General features: G+C 48.3%; 17 protein-coding genes and 1 pseudogene. 13 read left to right on the top strand and 5 right to left on the bottom strand.

Annotated features, from left to right (window positions below):
* Positions 1–1,333 precede the first annotated feature (1,333 nt).
* The 5 genes from BV494_RS25505 (at position 1,334) to BV494_RS25485 (ending at position 5,371) form a co-directional block, all read left to right on the top strand.
* Positions 1,334–1,654 carry a hypothetical protein gene (locus tag BV494_RS25505; protein ID WP_104925571.1) on the top strand — a complete coding sequence of 107 codons (321 nt, stop codon included), beginning with the start codon at positions 1,334–1,336 and terminating at the stop codon, positions 1,652–1,654.
* Between the two features lie 219 nt (positions 1,655–1,873).
* Positions 1,874–2,152: a chromosome segregation protein ParM gene (locus BV494_RS25500; protein ID WP_104925570.1), complete on the top strand. Its 279-nt coding sequence runs from the start codon at positions 1,874–1,876 to the stop codon at positions 2,150–2,152.
* Positions 2,153–2,183: 31 nt separating this feature from the next.
* Positions 2,184–2,948: a hypothetical protein gene (locus BV494_RS25495; RefSeq protein WP_104925569.1), complete on the top strand. Its 765-nt coding sequence runs from the start codon at positions 2,184–2,186 to the stop codon at positions 2,946–2,948.
* 258 nt (positions 2,949–3,206) lie between these two features.
* Positions 3,207–3,935 (top strand): DUF4145 domain-containing protein, encoded by a 729-nt coding sequence (locus BV494_RS25490; RefSeq protein WP_104925568.1) that lies wholly within the window; start codon positions 3,207–3,209, stop codon positions 3,933–3,935.
* A 323-nt stretch (positions 3,936–4,258) separates the two neighbouring features.
* Positions 4,259–5,371 (top strand): PIN domain-containing protein, encoded by a 1,113-nt coding sequence (locus BV494_RS25485; RefSeq protein WP_104925567.1) that lies wholly within the window; start codon positions 4,259–4,261, stop codon positions 5,369–5,371.
* Between the two features lie 125 nt (positions 5,372–5,496).
* Here BV494_RS25485 and BV494_RS25480 read toward each other — a convergent pair whose 3' ends face one another.
* The gene (locus tag BV494_RS25480) at positions 5,497–6,792 is read right to left on the bottom strand and encodes a hypothetical protein (protein WP_104925566.1); all 1,296 of its coding nucleotides are present in this window, start codon (positions 6,790–6,792) and stop codon (positions 5,497–5,499) included.
* 621 nt (positions 6,793–7,413) lie between these two features.
* Here BV494_RS25480 and BV494_RS25475 point away from each other — a divergent pair.
* The 4 genes from BV494_RS25475 (at position 7,414) to BV494_RS25460 (ending at position 10,967) form a co-directional block, all read left to right on the top strand.
* Positions 7,414–7,773, top strand: a complete 360-nt coding sequence (locus BV494_RS25475) for a hypothetical protein (RefSeq protein ID WP_104925565.1) — start codon at positions 7,414–7,416, stop codon at positions 7,771–7,773.
* A 23-nt stretch (positions 7,774–7,796) separates the two neighbouring features.
* Positions 7,797–8,408, top strand: a complete 612-nt coding sequence (locus BV494_RS25470; protein WP_104925564.1) for a hypothetical protein — start codon at positions 7,797–7,799, stop codon at positions 8,406–8,408.
* A gap of 67 nt (positions 8,409–8,475) precedes the next feature.
* On the top strand, positions 8,476–9,255 hold the full coding sequence (locus BV494_RS25465) for a tyrosine-type recombinase/integrase (protein WP_104925563.1): 780 nt from the start codon (positions 8,476–8,478) through the stop codon (positions 9,253–9,255).
* A gap of 485 nt (positions 9,256–9,740) precedes the next feature.
* Entirely contained in the window at positions 9,741–10,967 is a 1,227-nt protein-coding gene (locus BV494_RS25460) for a hypothetical protein (protein ID WP_104925562.1), read from the top strand.
* Positions 10,968–11,254: 287 nt separating this feature from the next.
* On the opposite strand, the gene BV494_RS25455 is transcribed toward BV494_RS25460, so the two are convergent.
* The 3 genes from BV494_RS25455 to BV494_RS25445 form a co-directional block, all read right to left on the bottom strand.
* The gene (locus BV494_RS25455) at positions 11,255–12,103 is read right to left on the bottom strand and encodes a hypothetical protein (RefSeq protein WP_104925561.1); all 849 of its coding nucleotides are present in this window, start codon (positions 12,101–12,103) and stop codon (positions 11,255–11,257) included.
* A gap of 189 nt (positions 12,104–12,292) precedes the next feature.
* Entirely contained in the window at positions 12,293–12,901 is a 609-nt protein-coding gene (locus tag BV494_RS25450; RefSeq protein ID WP_104925560.1) for a hypothetical protein, read from the bottom strand.
* Positions 12,902–13,217: 316 nt separating this feature from the next.
* Entirely contained in the window at positions 13,218–13,781 is a 564-nt protein-coding gene (locus BV494_RS25445; RefSeq protein ID WP_104925559.1) for a TetR/AcrR family transcriptional regulator, read from the bottom strand.
* 85 nt (positions 13,782–13,866) lie between these two features.
* On the opposite strand from BV494_RS25445, the gene BV494_RS25440 reads away from it, so the two are divergent.
* The 4 genes and pseudogenes from BV494_RS25440 to BV494_RS25425 all read left to right on the top strand — a co-directional run.
* Positions 13,867–14,610, top strand: a complete 744-nt coding sequence (locus BV494_RS25440) for an SDR family NAD(P)-dependent oxidoreductase (protein ID WP_104925558.1) — start codon at positions 13,867–13,869, stop codon at positions 14,608–14,610.
* Positions 14,611–14,685: 75 nt separating this feature from the next.
* The gene (locus BV494_RS25435; protein ID WP_104925557.1) at positions 14,686–15,036 is read left to right on the top strand and encodes an EthD domain-containing protein; all 351 of its coding nucleotides are present in this window, start codon (positions 14,686–14,688) and stop codon (positions 15,034–15,036) included.
* A gap of 247 nt (positions 15,037–15,283) precedes the next feature.
* Complete coding sequence (locus tag BV494_RS25430) at positions 15,284–15,862, top strand: recombinase family protein (protein ID WP_104925556.1); 579 nt, start codon at positions 15,284–15,286, stop codon at positions 15,860–15,862.
* 32 nt (positions 15,863–15,894) lie between these two features.
* A pseudogene (locus BV494_RS25425) lies at positions 15,895–16,074 on the top strand (DUF4158 domain-containing protein); the annotation flags it as partial.
* Between the two features lie 1,518 nt (positions 16,075–17,592).
* Here the strand turns inward: BV494_RS25425 and BV494_RS25415 are convergent.
* On the bottom strand, positions 17,593–18,501 hold the full coding sequence (locus tag BV494_RS25415; protein WP_226790160.1) for a Replication protein: 909 nt from the start codon (positions 18,499–18,501) through the stop codon (positions 17,593–17,595).
* Positions 18,502–18,666 lie beyond the last annotated feature (165 nt).

Genomic DNA, 18,666 nt, shown 5'->3' with positions numbered 1-18,666 from the left:
TAGAGTGTTAAAGGTTATAACCATTGGAGTAGCCACTTATCTTCTTTAACACATTGATATGAATCATATAATAATCAGTATGAATTTTTTTCAAATTTGAGTTTTAGTTAAGAATCGACTTTTTGTTATGTTAACTTTAGATTTATTTCACAATATATTTTTTCCCATTATGCACCATAATGAATATTTATTCACTTCCCGATAGTTCTATCCAGTAACAGCGTTGTGACAGTTATCCTGAATACAGCATGCGGCGTTTCCTTGCCGGTTTTACGGAGGGGTTTGTGTTGATAACCCTAATGTCCTATTCAACATTGTGCAGTCTGGGGGTAAACCCCAATCCATGAAAAGCGAAGACGTCCGGACGAACGTAGGGCTAAATGCGATGCCCCGGCGGCGGCGATCGGGTTCAGCGATAAGAGGGGGGGTGGAGCAGAAAAATGAAAACTGTACGTGCTAAGCCGCTATCCGAGATGAGCTAATGATGTTCTTGAAGCAAAGGAAAAACCTGAAATCACATAAACTCGACTGAGTTAATGATCTCAGAGTTAGGTGCGGTATTGGTATACACATGAATAAGTTTCAAAGGAAACTGAATTACCCTAATTGAATTTAACAATACAAAGTATTGGTACAGAGAAGAATGGTCTGGTTGTAGAAAATACTTTGAAAGACTCTACGCAGTAATATTGTGTGTAAAATGATACAAGAACGAAGAAATTGAAATTTGATTTTTAAATGCAAGCGATTTTCTTGAAAAAATGAAAAAAAGAGGCAATTTCGGCGGGTGCAGAATTGACAAAGTCGCTGGGAGATGAGAAAATAGAATTTATGAAGAGTGAAATTTCCTCAATAAGAATTTTACCACTCACCGATTGGAATGACAACACCTAAGGCTGAAAACAACGTGTAAAGATCATCAAGAAGGAAACCATAGGTGTAAAAACTTATGCCCACCTGAATTTTATCTCATCGCCTTGTAATCAAACTTCCCTTGTGAAGTTTTTTTTCGTCTCGACAAGTCATAAATTAATTCCATCAATTCTACATAGCCATTCATCCGCCGCCATCGCGATCAATAAATCGCCCAGCAGCTGGATACCCTTTTGCCAAAATTCGGTAAAAGGCAGTGGCCGCACATTAACGTAGTTACCCTGGAGGACGACATTATGGATGGTTAACAACAATGAAGTAACGAAAGTATAAACGAATAATTATCACGCCAAAGGGTATTAATCCCCCGCGGCAAAAATTTATCTAAAAAAAGGCATTGAAATGAAATTTTCAACTCCTGCAGTACCCAAAACCCATCTCCTAATTGAGGAAAAAAACAATGATTACGTTTTTAGAAGAAGTAAGCATCAAGCCTGCATTATCGGTGTTCAAAGCCATTTGGGGCAGCGCCGCTGATATACGCACGGCTCTTGTTGAAAAGAAGTATCTCAGGGCAATCGGACTCACCACGTTGGTGGCAGCAAAGATTGCGACAGCACTTTACGTAGTGCCCGTCATCATCGCATTTCTAACACCATGTATTCTCGGTCTGGGAGTACCGATTGCCGTTTGCAGTGTGTGTTTGCCCTACGTAGTAAGTCATATTACTACAAAGGGCTGGAACTTAGTGAACGCTAAAGTTCTAAAACTAAATAGGTAAAATGTCAATTAATACACACCTCGGCGGCAACCTTGGTGTGTATATATAATAGGCATGATGAAAAGAGATTTCAAGTACTTTATAGGTTAGGCCGATAAGTAAGCTTAATTTACCTACTGAAATTTATCATATAAAACAACACTATTCATGTGCAACATGAGTAGTGTTTCTTCACGCCCGGGTGTATTGTTCATGTGACACATGAATAAGGAATGAGCCGTGCGTATATCCGAACTCCAGAGAAAGGTGCTCCTGGTCCTCAGTGCGCTTGAAGCGCGCGGCCACGATGCGCCCCTGCCCGTTATGCAGCTGTTGAGCCTGCTCAACGCCGCCGCCAGTAAAGATGTCTATGCCAGCAATCTGCGCACGTCACTGCACACGCTGCACCGCTACGGGTTGCTGCAGAAATATCGCAACGCGTCCCTGAACCTGGCGTTCGCCCTAACGGACACTGGCCGCCGGAAAGCCGAGGCGATCCGCTATGACCTGGCTCTGTAATATGACTGTTATCCCATAAAAGGATATTCAAATGAAAATTGATTTTTTTGCCTGTTCATTCTTTCATGTTCTGCACGGTTTTAAACGAGAACTACATAATATAAAAAACTTCCATTCTCACAGTGAGATCTACTGGGAGAATGTTGGAGATGAAATTCAAAACTCAATGAATGGTGAGCTGAATGATGCGGACAAAGAGCATCACGAAAGTATTGTAGATGCTTACGTTGAAGAGTTGATTTACGCACAAAGTGTTTCGCCAAATTTCCATCGGGAAACAATACTTGTATCCCTATACAATCAGGTTGAGTTCACATTGTTACGCTATTGTTCGCTGTTCAATCAGGAGGTCATGCAACAACATGACAACTTCGATAAGTTGTCAAACCGGTCTGTTTTGAAAAACATTGCAGATTATCTTGATTACACCTGCCGTTTTAATTCAGATTCATACCATGAAGAATGGCAGTATCTAAGATGCATAAAGTTTATCAGGAATTGTCTGATTCACTCAAACGGTATAGTACTTAAGAATTTTGATGATATTCAGACCTTCTGTAACGAAAATAATCATTTCAACATTAGGTATAAATCCATTGATATAGAGAAGGGTGCTATCGATGACTTTATTGGTGTACTGTTCCATTTGTTTGAAAAACTGGATACTGAGAAAGATTTATTTGTAAGGAGCTACGTGGCCCAATACGGTGCTCCAGAAATACCTCTTCCCAACGGCGCTCTTGCTGCCTCTGGTACATCGTCGGGCCCACAGACCAACATTAAGAAATCCCCCTAGTTATAAATGGCAACTCACAACTGTGGAATGATTCATCCGCATCTTTTGGATCCCGGTGGTAAGTTGATGTCCCGCTGAGGACACCCCTATAATGTTTTCCAAAACCGTCATTGATCCGAAAAGGTCATCGCGTTCTGGCTAAATCCGAAAATCACTCGCCTGCAAAAGGCAAATCGGCACACCGGTGCGGATAGAAGAAGCGCGGTGATGCCCATCCAGTCATTAGATATCCGGATCGAACCGTAAGGCACAATATCTATGTACGAATCACTGCTGAGAAATTTCCCTGAAAATCACTGCCCGAACTGGACCTGTCCTTCCTGTCAATCAGCTTCTCTGGCGATACAGAAGGGAACCTTTCATTTTGAGGTGATCCCTGAGTCAGTTGAACGCTGGAAAAAAATGGACGGTGAGCTCGATGATATCCGCCTGGTATTCATCTGCCTGCTGCAATGTGAGCGCGCCGTCTGTAAAACCGTCGTCGCGGTCAGCGGTACCGGCGATGTCCATGAAAACCAGGATTATGAAGATGACGAACGTCACTACTACCTGTTTCAGGCCAGACTGTTTACGCCTACTCTTCCTGCCTTTGCTATTCCCACGCAGTGCCCGGAGAGGGTCGCGCTGCCGTTGACGCAGTCGTTTTCTCTGTTTCTCAACGCGCCGGGCGCTGCGGCGAACGTAATCCGAATCGCTCTGGAAGAGCTGATGACCGCGCTTGGCGTGGCAAAAATGCGCACACTCCACGCCCGGATTGAGGCCTTATCGCAGACGTACAGCGAACATCAGTCAGCGCTGATGGCCATCAAGTGGCTGGGCAACGCAGGAAGTCATGAATTGGATCAGGTCAACTCTCCTGATATTGAACAGGCCTATAAGATCATAGAGTTTGTGCTTCGCAAAATCTACGCCGGTTCAACGGAGTCCGTCGCGCAGCTGGTAGCCCGTCTGGACGCGCGTTTTCGTCCGCCTCCTACAAGAACGTAAGAAGCCCGCCAAGGCGGGATTTTTTCCCTAATTTGAGTAATACGAAATCGCGGTTAACGCTTTTCGGCCTGCATTCGGTCATTGTCCTGAGTGGATCAGCGTACCCCAGGCACAAACTCCAAATGGCCACCGGCGCGCTGTCTGAAGGCATCAAGCAAGTCTTTGCCCTGCAACGTGATGTCATCGTACGGTATATCGCTGTGGACCTTTCCGGGACGAAAGACCTGCCTAAGCTTAAGTTCAATTTTTGCGAGCGAGTGCTCAGGAATAAGACTTGCCGGCGAGTGATACACTAGGAAAATTTCTATAAGAGAGGAATGCACATGGAGCTGCAAACGCGTCTTGTATTTATTGATACTTCCGCCTACGAACAGAAAAAGTTTCAGTTCGGTCATTTTGCGTTAGCACGCCTTGAAGAACTGGTCCGGGAAGAAAAAATTCATCTTTTAATCACTGACGTCGTACGATCTGAGATTGAAGCTCACTTAAAAAAATATGCCGAAGAAACCGTAACGGAATTGAAAAGATTCCAAAAGAAAGCCTCATTTCTGCATGTCGCCGCGCAGGCCACCGGTGGTGGCCTCTTTACCACGGTTTCTGCAGAGGCTGTGCTGGAAGAAGCTACCGCTAAGTTCAGGACGCTGGTGGATAACGGTCTGACTGAAAATATCTCGGTAGAGATAATTAATCCTAAGCAGATTTTCCATGCGTATTTCACGGGAATGCCGCCGTTTCATAAGGAGGCAAAAAAATCGGAATTTCCGGACGCATTTACCCTGGCCGCAGTGGACGCGGTAGCCCGAGAGCGTTCACACAGTGTCTACATTGTTAGCGGCGATCAGGACATGCAGGCCGTAGCCGAAATACACGAGCACTTTATCCACCTAAAAACGGTGGACGAGCTGCTTGATCTGGTAAACAGGAACGATGAGGAGCTACGAGACCTGTCAGTATTCGCAGACAGCGCTCTCGAGCTGGTAAAAGAGGAAGTCCTAAGCAGGGCGCGAGGGAGGCTTGAAGGGGCAGAATTTTTGCCTGATTTATCCGGCGACGTCGATTCCGAACTCACCGACGTGGATATTACCGGTATTGAAATAACGCAGATGCAGTTAATCGATGTGGACATCGATGGGGCAACCTATGATGTGACCTTTGGCGTCACGCTCAGGGCGTCCTACGATTTTACGGACTATTCGGCGGCGAACTGGGATCGGGAAGACAAGGTGCATTACGGCGTGGTGGAAACGAGCGAAATACTCATTCACCAGGAGTCGTTCAGCGCGTCGCTGGAAATTGGCTTTGCCGGCGGACTGAAATCAAATGCAGAGTTCATTGATCTCACGTTTGACGACACCATTTTTGAACTCGACCTTGAAAATGCACAATACGACGATATTCCCACAGACACCGAGGAAGAGGCGGTGTGGCCAGAATAAAACTGAATTTGTATTCATGCAGGAGTATCTGTCTCAGCTGAAAGCCTAAAAACTGCCCAGGTCCCGTATCCATACTATAAAAAAAGCCCACATGACGTGGGCTCGGTAAGGTGGCTTATCGCGATTTAGCCGTGCTTCGCGTACTCAAAGGGCTCACAGAGTAGCGTGATCTCGTCGTCGTTAAGCCATTCTGACGTCAGCTCAGCGAAGCGGGCGCGGTCATTGATTTTAGCAAAGGCCCCAAACGTTTCGCGGATCTTCCTGAGCACCGCGTCCGGCAGCTTACGTGCGGCATCCCAGGCGAAGTAGTAGGGGTTGTGGTTTATCACGGGGCTGTGAACAAAGCTACGAGCAATGTACGGCAGGTACTTGTCGAGCATCTCCTCCGCGTAGCGGACGGCCACGCCCTCATCCAGCGCACTGACGATGAGTTCGCCGGGCGGTGCCAGCTCGGGATCCAGCAGGTGAACGCATTCGTGACAGAGCTGATAGAAGAACTGCTCCCAGCTGTCGTAACGCCAGCCTATGCAGATCCCGTAATCAAAGTGCTCAGCCAGCAGCGTGCCGGGCATGAAGCTAATCACCTGAGAATTCGGTCTTCCGGCTATTTCACGCTGTTTATCGTAAAACGGCGTTGTGTACGTGCGTTGCGGGTGGGTCATTTCCCCGTAGCGGCTTTCCAGGTCCACCAGAATAAAATAGGTGATAAGGGTACGCAGTTCGTTGCAGGCTTCGTTCCACTCGCGGGGAGACTGGTACAGCACGTTCGGGGCATTGCTCAGGATCTTTTGAGCCTGTTTCATGGTTTCCGGACTAACGCCAGACGCGTGGTTTACCAGCTTTTCTAGCATCTGCAGGAAATTGAAGTTTACGCTCATTGCGCCTGTCGCCATGCGCATCATCTTCAGTTGCTCGCTGAAAGTGCCGGCCTTCAGACTGGCAATCACGTTTTCTTTCCACTGCGGATTTGCCTCGGTCCACTTCATGACGTCTGAAGTGTTGGCATATTTACAGAGGTAGTTGAGCACCTTTGCCGGAATGGACTTCAGGACGTAGTCCGCGCTGGTCGGGTAGCAGGCGATATAAATCTCGACCGCCGCGCCGACCTCCTCGGCCAGGCCATATTCGAACATCTGGGTATTAAATTGGCCAAAAGCACCGTGGGCGGTGATGTAACCTGGGGAGTCTTTTTCCAACATGGCCTTCACCAATTCGCTGAAGACACCAGGGGAAAAACGGTACTCTTCTTGGGCCTCTTTAAAAAGAGCCTTAACGAAACGGTTAAGCTGCATTTCTTTCAGCGCATCAAGTTCGCGCAGGTCTTCGGGCGTACGGACAGGAAAGCGAACTTCACGAAAACCGTCGTGTTTAGAAAATACGCGATTCCGTCCTGAGCGTGGGAATGGTAAGCGTGTAATCATTGAAAAATCCTCTTTGACTCTTATTTAAGTGAAAATACTGAAACCAACAAACCAAACAATACCAATCAAATAATAAAACCGAGGTACCGCCGGTTTCAATAGTTATACGCTTTTCTCATTACCACGCAACTTAAATGAGCGTAGTCGCCTTATATTCCACAACGCCGATTATTTTTTTAAAAAATACACTCATGGTTATAAGTGACACACTTCCTTCACAGGAGATCCGAAAACCCCAATTCTCGGATCTGGTTACAGGGTGCGCCGGTTTTTTGCGCAATATTCGCATATATGGGAAATATTTATCTTTAAAACACTATATAATGTGTGGCGGAGCGTTTTAAGAGCGTGCGTAAGACACCTGAACGAGGCTGGGCAGCGTTAAACCCCCGTGCTACACTTCCGAAAACGGCCCGTGGGGAATAAGTCGGAACTGTGCGGTAGGTGCCGTCACTAATTGCGTTTCGTGAAAATTACCAGACTATTTTTCACGATAGTGACAGTGAGTTAGATAATTATGTTTTTCCTTATTATCTCTTATTCATTTATCAGGCAGAAATATCATCACTGAAGGTCAGCTTTTTAAATAACTACCGGCATAACGGCCAAAGGAAGAAAAGCATGTTTGCATCTATCACCGGAAAAGAAGGGTTCGGCTATCAGTTTGAAAAGATCCGCAACGCGGTCGCGCATAGGAATGAAAGTAACGTGCATGCCGCGACAGAACTTGGCCTGGATATCCTGGAGCAGAAGTACGCGGATTTTGGGCAGGAGCTGGACGCGGCCGGCGAGCTGGCCGACTGGGCGTATGACCTGGCCACCTACCGCCACGCCATTGAAGTACTGCGCGGCTATTTTACCGGCAACCCGCGCGGGCTGACCGAGCGCGATGCCCGCATCTATTATCACTACCTGGAATCCGAGCACGAACAGTTCTGCGCGATCGCACAGGAGATTGTGGCAGAACAAGATGGGATGTAGGTCTGCAAGAGGGAGGAGGCGCGATGAGCAGGAAGAACCGTAGAAAAGACGCCCGGCCCGGACTGCTGGCGAGCGGCAGCGACTGGCACAACAACGCCTGCCTCAACTACATGCCAGATCATGGGACAGCGTATACCGAAGGCTACCGGAGGGCGGCGGAGATTCTCATCCGGCACATTGACGGATCCGGTCGGGATCAGGATTTTTTAGTTTATCCGGTAGTATTTCTTTATCGGCATCATATCGAGTTACTCATCAAGCAAATTATTGCCCTGGCCCTGAGACTGGCTGATGAACCGGAAAAGTATGCCTACAAAAAGGACGACCACAATCTGAACTCTCTTTGGTCCGTTGCACAAAGACTCGTGATGGAAGTCGATGACAGTTACAGGCCTTCTGATTTTCGTCCAGTGAAAGAGGTAGTTAAGGAGCTTCACCTGACCGATCAGCGCGCCACCGATTTCCGCTATGCCCGCAAGAATGACGGCACACGCAGCCTCGAGGGGGTTCGTTACATCAACAGCCGCCTGTTTGGTGAGAAAATGGGGGCCGCTTCCGATTGCCTGGATGGAATAGACAACAGCCTGCGCTGTCTGCTGGAACGTGATGCAGACATGCGCGCTGACATCGGATAACTGCCGGCACGATTGAACGCATTACGCGATATTACTTACCTACCGGTAACTGAGGAATTTACAGACGATGACAGGTATGACGCTTTACGGCCAACCTTCGCCAACGCAGCTCTCCGCCGCCATTGACTATCCGGCTGCGCTGGCCCTGCGCCGCATGGCCCAGGCACATGGCGATATGCCAGAGTATCTGCTCGCGGTAGAAGTGGGGGCGCTGCTGCATTACCTGCCGGATCTGTACCAGCAGACCTGCATCGATACGCTATGGAACACCGGCGCGCGCATTAACGAGGGGCTGGCCCTGACGCGCACCGATTTTTCCCTGACCCCGCCTTACCCCTACGTGTCGCTGGCCACACTCAAACAGCGGCAGGAAAAGGCCGCGCGCGGTCCAGGCGCGCCGTCGAAAAAGACCGTTCCGCACCGGCTGGTTCCGCTGTCCGATAACCAGTATCTCAACCGGCTCAACAGCATGATCGCCACGCTGCGCATTCCGCTCGAGCGTAAAAATAAGTGCACCGGCCGCATGGAGCCGGCGCGCATCTGGGAGGTGACCGACCGGACGGTGCGCACCTGGCTAAACGACGCCGTGGCCCGCGCCGCCGGTGACGGCGTCACATTCTCGGTACCTGTCACGCCGCACACGCTGCGGCACAGCTACGCCATGCACATGCTGTACTCCGGGGTGCCGCTGAAGGTGCTGCAGGGGCTGATGGGGCACAAAAGCATGAAGTCGACCGAGGTCTACACGCGGATATTTGCGCTGGACGTGGCGGCGCGCCACCGGGTGCAGTTCTCCATGCCCGGCGCGGATGCGGTGGCCATGCTCAAGATGAGTCCTGAAATATGATTTGTCGCTTTCACTTTATGATTAACAATATATGTCGGAAATAAAATGAGTATTGTGGCACTAAGAGCATTGATGCGACCGGTGGTCTCAAGCACGGTTGTACCAATAAGGCAATGCCAGTGTTTTGTCAAAATTAGCTAAGATCAGATTGTGCTCTTTAGCAGAAAACAGGTCACATTGCCTCTGAATAGACGTGAAACATCACATCAAAACATTGATTTCAATGTAATTTTCAGAAAGAACACTCATCGCCGGTTTTTCAAAATGACTCATGTGGGAAAAAACAAGCAAGACGATCATAAAAAAGGACTTTCGATTCATTTTTGCAACTCCTTTCAAAGTGAACATCCATCATCAACTAACCAGATACCTAACTCACGATCATAAAACCTTGATAAAAATGATCTAGACGGGTGGACTTATGCGCATGCATGATATGCCAAATAGAATGCTATCGTTGAAAATTAAAGCTAACAGGGTTATATATGATGAATATCGATGATTATGAACGCGATGCTTTTTCTGATATAACAAATTTTATTGCTCAGGAAATATACGTTCTAGCTGTAAGGAAAAGTTTTCCATTAGAGTTCAATCTAATAATGCAACTAACAAATAATATAAAAGAAGAATTTAATTTCGTTAAAGATGATTTCAATGAAACTACAACATATGAATATATTGTCGAGACATTGATAAATAGCATCGTCACCGAGGGTGATAATGATTCATTGTTGGAGAAAGTAAATTATCATCTAGATAATATTTACCCATACTATGAAGATGAACATCTCAATCATATAACAAACCTCAGAAACAGAATTATAGAATCCTTAGGTAAAATAATTAAAAAAAATAGTGGGTTCCAAATCAATATTAATCACCTATATCCCCCATATGTTCTTTGTCTCAATAATGATTATTTATCTGCACTAGTATATTACTATGGGAAAGAATATATCCCAACAGAAATAAAAACTAAAGAAGGACGCAAGATAAGCTTCACAAATGCCCCATACGAACTTAGAAAACGCTATAGTTACTCAAATTGCAGAACGCGACTTATACAACATGAAGTTAACACCCCCAAGGGGACATTAAAAAAAACATTAATAAACAATGGCTTAACAATGGATTTCACAGGGGATCAAGAATATTTAATTCAAGAAATTTTTTTATTGGATTTTCTTCCGGACAGTGAGACAGTAAGTTTTACGGATGAACTACGTGTCAGTATTAATACATCGATCCCCTTAGATGATTTGGAAGTAGATAAAATTTTGGCAATCATTCGATGTGAGATTTCTTCATTACAGCGCGACAATAAACACGGAAAATACCTCTTAGCGGAAAGTTTAAATGATTTAGAAAAAGCATCTAACATTCCAGATATTAAAAATCATGACATGATTAATTTAAAAGAACTACATAAATCACACGTTCCTGAATTGACAACTTTTTACCAGGCAAAAAATTACCTTTGTGGACTGGTTATTTTATATAGGAATTTATTTATCCATAAATACGATGGTACATCTCTAGAAGATTTATTTTCAGACTTTTCAGAGGAATTGACAGAGGTTATTAAAATTGATAATTCAAAATTTACCCCAGTGACAATATCAAGAGGATACAATAAAATTAAAAAAATATTTATTAATCAAATCAATTCACTTTGCGATGATAACAAGGAACCTGCTAGTTTTTTATAATCTGGCCTTAACCTGAATGATCCGCTCCCCGAATGTGATCGGGGTTTGACGCTCAACGGAACGGGTTCACACGTTAAGGACTTTTTGCCAGATAAATAAAAATATTATGGGCAGTGAAAAATGCGCCTAAAACGGTGTCTTTTTAAATCGGTAAATGCCATTTAACGGACATCGCTGTCCATGAATCGATTTTTCAGACGACCTTTCTCGCCTAGCGTGAGTTTTCGTTCGACTGAGCATCAGACCCCGTGACATGCTCCCCGTTGATTAGTAGATCCCCCCTTACTCTAATTGCTCTGTAACAGGCTGTGCTCGTGCAAAAAATAAGATATGTAGCTACGGGCTAGGTCACAAAACAGCCTCGCCTCGCTAGCCGTCAGCTCGTCATAATTTAATATATCGGCACCATGACGCACCCCGCCACCGCCAGGAGCCGAGAGGTACCCATAAATGTTTACCAACCAGCCAGATACCTGATCTAATGTTTTATGGCGGTTTAGATGGCGCATCTCTCCGATAATTTTTGAAAAATATTTACCCGTTACATTGCCGTCCGCCATTTGCACGCCCTTGAAAGCCGTCGTAATGGTTTCTAGCAGCCAATAAACTTCATGAACAGCACCGCGGTGATTTCCTGCGTCAAGAAGCTCTTCCGATTTTCTTAACGATGCCTGGATTACCTCATTGGCCTGCACATCAAACGAAGGAGTTCTGGTCGGAACCGGTATGGGCTCATGGTTGCTTGTTCTAACTAATAAGTCTGGTTTTTTTATGGCAAAGCCAGTCGATTCTAATCGCTTATTAATGTAATGAAGGGGCGGAATTTGAGCATCGACGCCCATATTATCGAGGTCATGAAGTCCGTCATGTAAAGCCTCAATAAAAAGAACAACGTTTTTCTGCGCTGTCCGGTTCATTGCATCCCAAAGGTCGGTTCTTGCCCAGCTTTCATCAGAGCTTTCACCTGCTGGACTACCGGACGCATGTGCGAATCGACGTTTAAAGATTTCATATATGCGCTTATTGCTGCATGTGGCAACAATGGTTTGAATGATCTCTTCCATTACCTTATTAACAAGGGCGGGATAAGCCTTGGCCGGTGCGTCATATCGCCATGCAGAGTCGAATTTAAGCATTGCAATAACTCCTTAGTTTTTAATCGTGTTAAGTAAACGGTGGCGCGGGTCAACCATATGAAAACATGAGCTACGTATGTATTTATCCACACTTGCTAACAGCACCCCTTAAAGGGGTTGTAAACTGGAACCGCCGAAAATTTAGTGAAGCCATCTGAACAACCTGGAGTGGGTTGTTCAGATGGCCAGTTATGCCATAACCCCTGATATAGCGATAGCTTTAGTGACACTTTGAATAAAAGCTTCCCTATATGCATCGATAGTTACAGGATTATCGTCTTCAGCGATCCCATTGGAATAAAGATGACCAAGCCAGGCGCCATCAATAAAAATACTAAAGAGCCCACTACCATCAGCTTGCACGTATTCAGAATCTGGATTGCAGCGTCTTTTTTCCATTTCAGGGGGCGTAAACGGCAATAATGAACTGCCAAGGCGGTCTTTCACTTTTGTGCTGAGTTTGGCTTCAATTCTCCACGCACCATGTTGGTACCCCTCTGGTTTAGTAATGTTGCATGTGACTAGCCCATTTAATTTTTTAACTAACTCAATCTCACGTCGAAGAGCTCCTGATAGCTCGTCAGGTACAATCCACCATGTTGGATTCCCACGCGATTGCGGATTTCCAATGGATTCATGTTCATCACTTCCGTTCCAGCGTAAACCTAAACATGGTTCGTTTTCCCATGTCCCTTCAGCAGCACTCCAACCCCCGTTACCTGTATCAATAAGAACTTTATGATTCTGGCCCCAACTATGCTTTGGGGAATTAACTTTTGACGGGTCAATATAGGGCATTTGTAGTCTCCGTATTTAACAAGTAATGCATGATGGGGCGCACACAGAATTCGGAAAAAATCGTACGCTAAGGCGTGCCTGGTAAACCAGTCGGATGGCCGGTTGAATCCAAGACCCGAAGCGACGTTGATTATCGCGTTAGCTTATGCCGTCAACTGCGATTTTACCGTTGAGAAACCGTATTACTGGGATTGAATTACGCCATTCGGCAAAGGCAAACTTAGCTGGCTCTGGTAAGTATTGAAGTTGCACGGCCGATTGCGGGCCGAGGTCGAAGGCGAAGTGGCTAAAGCCAGCACGCCGACGGTATCAATGGCTAATTCGAGGCTTTTACGCTTACACCATTCATGAACAAGTCCACCAGATGGCCAATGCGCGATGTTGATGAACGGTCGTTGTCGATTGCGATGGAAATGGCAGTGGTCACGTAAATCAGATCGTCGTACGTGACATCCGGGCGGATTGTGCCTGCTTCCTTTCCAAGCTGAAGCAGCCGGTGCCCTTCCGCGGTTATCGCATTGCATCCGGGCGTCCCGCATTGGATCACCGTCCCGATCGACGCAGCCAAGCTCTGATAAATGCTCGTGTTCCTGGCCAGATCTTCAAGATAAACGCGTACCGCGTTGCCAGGCGCGAGATCCGGGCCGCGCGTCCGGCTGGTCTCCGCCAGTGCCATGAACCGCTCGTTGCTGGTGGCCGCCAACAGCGCCTCGCGCGTGGGAAAGCGACGATACAGCGTACCGATACCGACGCCTGCGCGCTTTGCAACTTCCTCCAGCGGAACATCCGCGCCTTTTTCCAGGAACAGCGCCTCGGCGGCAGACAGGATCAGTTCGCGGTTTTTCTGCGCATCAGCCCTCAGGGCAGGTTCATCACTCACTATTTTCTCCTTTCGCTTGTCAAGTGGAGGAACCCTCCGTATCATAAGTAAAGCCATCCTCTACTTAGCCAAAGGGTACCAGAAAATGACGAAGCGTTTCGAAAACAAAGTTGTAGTGATCACGGGCGGCAGCGACGGCATCGGCCTCGCGACGGCGAAACTGTTCGCCATCGAAGGTGCGCACGTGTACATCACAGGGCGCCGGCAGGAACTCCTCGCCGAAGCGGTGCAAGAGATCGGCCACGGCGCGGTGGGCGTGCAGGGTGACGTGACCAATGCTGCCGACGTTGCCCGGCTGTACGAACAGATTGGGCGCGCGCACCAGAAAGTCGATGTCGTGTTCGCCAACGCGGGCAAATACGCGCTCGTGCCGCTCGAGGAGATCGACGATGCGCATTTCGCCGCGACCTTCGACGCCAATGTAAAAGGCATGGTGTTCACCGTGCAGAAAGCAATGCCGCTGATGTCGGCGGGGGGAACGATTGTTCTCAACGGCTCGATCGCTGGCAGTAAAGGCTTCCCGGGCCAGTCCCTGTATAACGCCAGCAAGGCAGCGGTTCGTTCGTTCGCCCGCAGCTGGACCATTGATCTCAAGGAGCGAGGCATCCGCGTGAACGTGGTGTCGCCTGGCGGCACAGAAACCCGCCTTATCCGGAGCTACCTCGACACGCAACCGGAAGTGGAAGCGGCGCTGAATAAAAGCGTGCCGCTCGGGCGGATGGCGGAGCCGAACGAGGTAGCGCGCGCAGTTCTCTTCCTGGCATCGAGCGAGAGCAGCTTTGTCGCTGGCCATGAACTTTTTGTCGATGGTGGCGTTGCCGCGGTCTAGGCCCCGGGCCAGTCTCATCCAGTTCCAGCAACCAGATTTTTAACAATTCGCAATCGCGCCCTCTAGGAGTAATGAATGATTAAATTTGCTTATATGATCAACCGCGTGGACCGCATGAGCCTCGAAAACTTCGTCGATCATCACCGTCGCATACACGTTCCTCTTTTCACGTCGATTCCCGAAGCAGCGCAGTATGTTCGCAGGTATGCGGTCTCGCATCCGATCGCCGCACCGGGTCAACCGGCTCCCACTTATGACGGTCTGACCGAAATCTGGTTCGACAGCCTGGCGGATTATGAAGCATTCTTCGCGTCCAAAAATTACCTGGAGAAGGTACGGCCCGATGAGACCTGGTTCACGCTGGAGGGCATGATGATCACGGATGAACTGGTGGCCATCGAGTGTGCCATCAACGGATCTCCATGATTGGTGATCAGAAAGCAATCTGAACAACTAGTTTCGCCGAGACTCGTTAATCACTCTACACGGCTAAGCATTTTGGCTCCTTGTGAACGACTACTCCTGGCCGAAAGCAGCATGTCGGAAAACAAGTGTTTGGCTACAGGCTGGCGGGCAACACCTGCATGCTATCCGCCAGGGCGGCTAAATTGTACGGAAAACACTGTCGCAATGGCGTAGCATACGACAACCATACTTCAAAGGTTTTCCGCACATGCTTGTCGGGTACATGCGAGTTTCGTCCGAGTCTGACCGCCAGAACACCGACCTCCAACGTGACGCGTTGCAGGTTGCGGGTGTCGATATCCGGCATCTGTTCGAAGACCGAGCATCGGGAGCAAAAGATAACCGACCAGGATTAATGAAGGCACTTGAGTTCGTGCGACCTGGCGATGTGCTTGTCGTATGGAAGCTCGACCGGCTTGGCCGCTCATTGCCGCATTTACTCTCCATCGTGAACACGCTGAAAGACAGACAGGTCGCCTTCCGGTCGCTCACCGAAGGCATGGACACGACGACAGCGTCCGGAGAACTGCTATTCCATGTTTTCGGCGCACTGGCTCAGTACGAGCGACCTTTGACCAAAGAGCGCGTTACCGCCGGACTCGCTGCCGCACGCCGGCGCGGGCGTGTCGGCGGCCGTCCTCCAGCCATCACCGGCGAGAAGTTAGAGTCCATCCTTGCCGCGCTGAGCGGCGGCATGTCCAAGGCCGCCGCGTGCCGAACCTTTGGCGTCAAACGCACCACGTTAATTGAAACAATCGCGCGAATCGGCGGCGCCGAGCCAACATGAGGAGCCTGTGCACCTCAAAAGTGGCGTAACGCATGGCGCGCCGCTCGATACTTTCCGCAACCGAGCGGGAAAGCTTACTTGCATTCCCGGAAAGCCAGGATGATCTCATCCAGCATTACAGCTTCACCGAGTCCGATTTATCCCTGATCCGGCAGCACCGTGGCGACGCCAACCGGATCGGCTTCGCCGTCCAATTGTGCCTGCTGCGCTATCTATTTTTTCCGAATTCTGTGGGCGCCCCATGATGTAAATCACATTCCACGTGTAGATTAGGCAATCCACACTCCGCATGTAGATTACATGATCTACATAGATTATGTATATTACATAGTTAATATGTTGTCAAATGTCGGGGGCTGAAATCCAATGGAACGAAAACGTACGTTAGTGAAGTAACTGTCTGATATATCAAAACATACTGGACATTGAAAAACGCCCTCAAAACGGTGTCTTTTTAATCGAAAATTGGCATTTAACGGACGGTCTTGTCTACAAATCGATTTTTCATACGATAATTTTCCTCTTACCGTACGTTTTCGTACGGTTGGCCCTCAAACCCCATGTCCGCTTGAGCTGCCCCTAAACTGACGGCAGACATCAACAATGTCGCTTTATGCAGCACGTTCCATGCGCATAAGCGCATAAAGGCGACAGATGATGTCCCCAATGATGCCTTAGCTTATGGTCGCCGGTGACGCGGCGCAGCCGCCCAGGTTTGATAGGTTCCACCGATGCCCACCCCTCGCCCTGCAAGACAATCCCCGCTTACCGCAATTTAACGTTAAATTACGCGGTCGGAGTGGTCCTGGCGAAGCCAGGGCGTATCTCCGCGTTAGCGCCAAAGGCGCTTACGAGCGTGTACTCTAAAACCAAAGCAAAACCTCTTAAAGCGACATCCGGCAGTAGTTACAACATCCATTTTAAAGCCACTCTGTTCTGGGCCTTTGGCCCGGGGCGGCGGGGCTTTGCAGTGGGGAACGCGATGGTTCTGTCTAGTTGCATATGGGGTTTGAGGTCCAATGGGGCGAAAACCTACGCTAAGCAGTATCAGAAATCGATTTTGATACGATCCAGTCTCAAAATGACCCAAATTCGATATTTGGAGCCGCTTTTTTGCCCCAAATATGCAGTCTCATAAGTCTTGATATTTCAGACTGTTAGTTTCTTAACGTGGTTTTTCGCACCATTGGCCCTTGAACCCCCATATAGAGGTTTCCACGAATTCTGATGAAACCAAAATTGTGTGTTGTAACTAAATTGGCAAATGAGTCCCTGCCCCGGCTTGCCCGGGGTGCTATTTAATATTTTTTGGCGTTTTGCGCAGTGTATGAGGTGCATATTTGCCCTGAGCAAAGCGAAGGGAGCTACTCCTGATGCCATGCCGGAGGCTGGCTCATGAGTACTCTTTCTTTAGAAAGCTTGTTTTGTTCAGGAACAACGTTCGGAATTAATGATATTAAGACAACGCTTTCGAAGTTAATTGCATGTGCAACATATTTTGTATGCCGCACGCTCGCTGATGTTCGAAATTAATGGATGTATTTTCCCCCAATATGAAAATCTTCGCAGGCAGAAGGCTTCACGCAGGTTTTTCGCCTGGAAAAACACGCTAAATACCCAAATTACGCGCAGGGGAAATCCTGCCCGACTCCCCGCTAGCGGGAAAAAGTCAGCATGTCAGGCGCGAAAATCGCGAAGTGGAAAGGTATGTCGAAAAGCTGTCGGAGGCGTTATGACAGAGGGACGCCGGCGCGCTCAAGAAGCATTCGGTAGAACTTCTCACTGTCGGTGGTCAACAACGTCGGGAATTCGGTCTTAAGTGCGCTCTCAAGCTGCATCTGGGTGACCATAGTCAGTTGGCCACCGGCCGTATAACGACGCCAGGTATCCCTGTGGAGGTTTGCACGGGCGTTATCCGGGCGTATGCGCTTAAATTTCGGGGTATGGCCATTCAGTGCGGTTTCGACATCTGACACCACGCGCTGCTTTTCAGAACGCAGATCCGGACTGACGACCCAGCGTTTAATTTTCTTCAGGCGGTTTTTAAGAGAATGGTGGTTATCGAGGCTGATCCCGAGGCGAGCCATCTTGAGCTGGTGACGTTCATACCGTTCTCGCATAGATTCGGCAACGCCCGTCGCAATCGCCCACTGGCGGTATTTGTGCAGCCCCTGGCGAACGGTTTCTAACGTTATACCGCGTGAAGTGAAATGTTTTTCCGTCAGGAAAATGCGCATCGGTTTGTACTGACCGGCATCTGCGTCTTTGTCGCGGTGCACGACCACGTAATCCAGCTGTTCCATGACGCGCAGAGCTTTGAGCAGGACATCATAAGATTTACGGCCGTTTTCGTAGACGTGAAGTACGCCCATACGGCGCGCAATTTCTTCTACGGGAAGCAGTGTTTCGAACATGTACTCGCTGTCGGGGCTGTAATCACTGTTCGCAGCCAGAACTAATGAAAGGGCTGTCAGCGCTTCACGGCTTTCCGAGCGGGGAGTCGAACGCATGGGTTTTGGGGTGAAGGAAGGGTCGAACATACGGGAGTAAGGCGTGTAGCCTATGCTACGCAGCTCAATCAGATCGTTATTACGTTTCCAGTCATGGCCACGTAAGGCACCGACCATTCTTGCCGCCATACCACGGGGAGTTTTCTCATTAAATGCAGGTTGGTGGTTACGATGCTTTTTAGATTGGCCTTTACGCAGACGATTAGCCTCGCCCCGACGTGAGGGACGATAGGCACCTGCAGGCGCACTTATTGTTAACGCTGAAAGCGGAATTGCATGTTCAGACACAGCTCA

This window comes from Rahnella sikkimica (genome assembly GCF_002951615.1).
Classification (GTDB): Bacteria; Pseudomonadota; Gammaproteobacteria; order Enterobacterales; family Enterobacteriaceae; genus Rahnella; species Rahnella sikkimica.
Note: the sequence above shows the minus strand (reverse complement) of the source record. Positions and strands in the feature narration are given on the sequence as shown.

What these genes read in the sequence shown, in the direction of transcription:
- BV494_RS25505 (WP_104925571.1), top strand. Translation starts at nt 1,334, where the DNA reads ATGATTACGTTTTTAGAAGAAGTAAGCATCAAGCCTGCATTATCGGTG.
- BV494_RS25495 (WP_104925569.1), top strand. Translation starts at nt 2,184, where the DNA reads ATGAAAATTGATTTTTTTGCCTGTTCATTCTTTCATGTTCTGCACGGT.
- BV494_RS25490 (WP_104925568.1), top strand. Translation starts at nt 3,207, where the DNA reads ATGTACGAATCACTGCTGAGAAATTTCCCTGAAAATCACTGCCCGAAC.
- BV494_RS25485 (WP_104925567.1), top strand. Translation starts at nt 4,259, where the DNA reads ATGGAGCTGCAAACGCGTCTTGTATTTATTGATACTTCCGCCTACGAA.
- BV494_RS25480 (WP_104925566.1), bottom strand. Translation starts at nt 6,792, where the DNA reads ATGATTACACGCTTACCATTCCCACGCTCAGGACGGAATCGCGTATTT.
- BV494_RS25475 (WP_104925565.1), top strand. Translation starts at nt 7,414, where the DNA reads ATGTTTGCATCTATCACCGGAAAAGAAGGGTTCGGCTATCAGTTTGAA.
- BV494_RS25470 (WP_104925564.1), top strand. Translation starts at nt 7,797, where the DNA reads ATGAGCAGGAAGAACCGTAGAAAAGACGCCCGGCCCGGACTGCTGGCG.
- BV494_RS25465 (WP_104925563.1), top strand. Translation starts at nt 8,476, where the DNA reads ATGACAGGTATGACGCTTTACGGCCAACCTTCGCCAACGCAGCTCTCC.
- BV494_RS25460 (WP_104925562.1), top strand. Translation starts at nt 9,741, where the DNA reads ATGATGAATATCGATGATTATGAACGCGATGCTTTTTCTGATATAACA.
- BV494_RS25455 (WP_104925561.1), bottom strand. Translation starts at nt 12,103, where the DNA reads ATGCTTAAATTCGACTCTGCATGGCGATATGACGCACCGGCCAAGGCT.
- BV494_RS25450 (WP_104925560.1), bottom strand. Translation starts at nt 12,901, where the DNA reads ATGCCCTATATTGACCCGTCAAAAGTTAATTCCCCAAAGCATAGTTGG.
- BV494_RS25440 (WP_104925558.1), top strand. Translation starts at nt 13,867, where the DNA reads ATGACGAAGCGTTTCGAAAACAAAGTTGTAGTGATCACGGGCGGCAGC.
- BV494_RS25435 (WP_104925557.1), top strand. Translation starts at nt 14,686, where the DNA reads ATGATTAAATTTGCTTATATGATCAACCGCGTGGACCGCATGAGCCTC.
- BV494_RS25430 (WP_104925556.1), top strand. Translation starts at nt 15,284, where the DNA reads ATGCTTGTCGGGTACATGCGAGTTTCGTCCGAGTCTGACCGCCAGAAC.
- BV494_RS25415 (WP_226790160.1), bottom strand. Translation starts at nt 18,501, where the DNA reads ATGGCGGCAAGAATGGTCGGTGCCTTACGTGGCCATGACTGGAAACGT.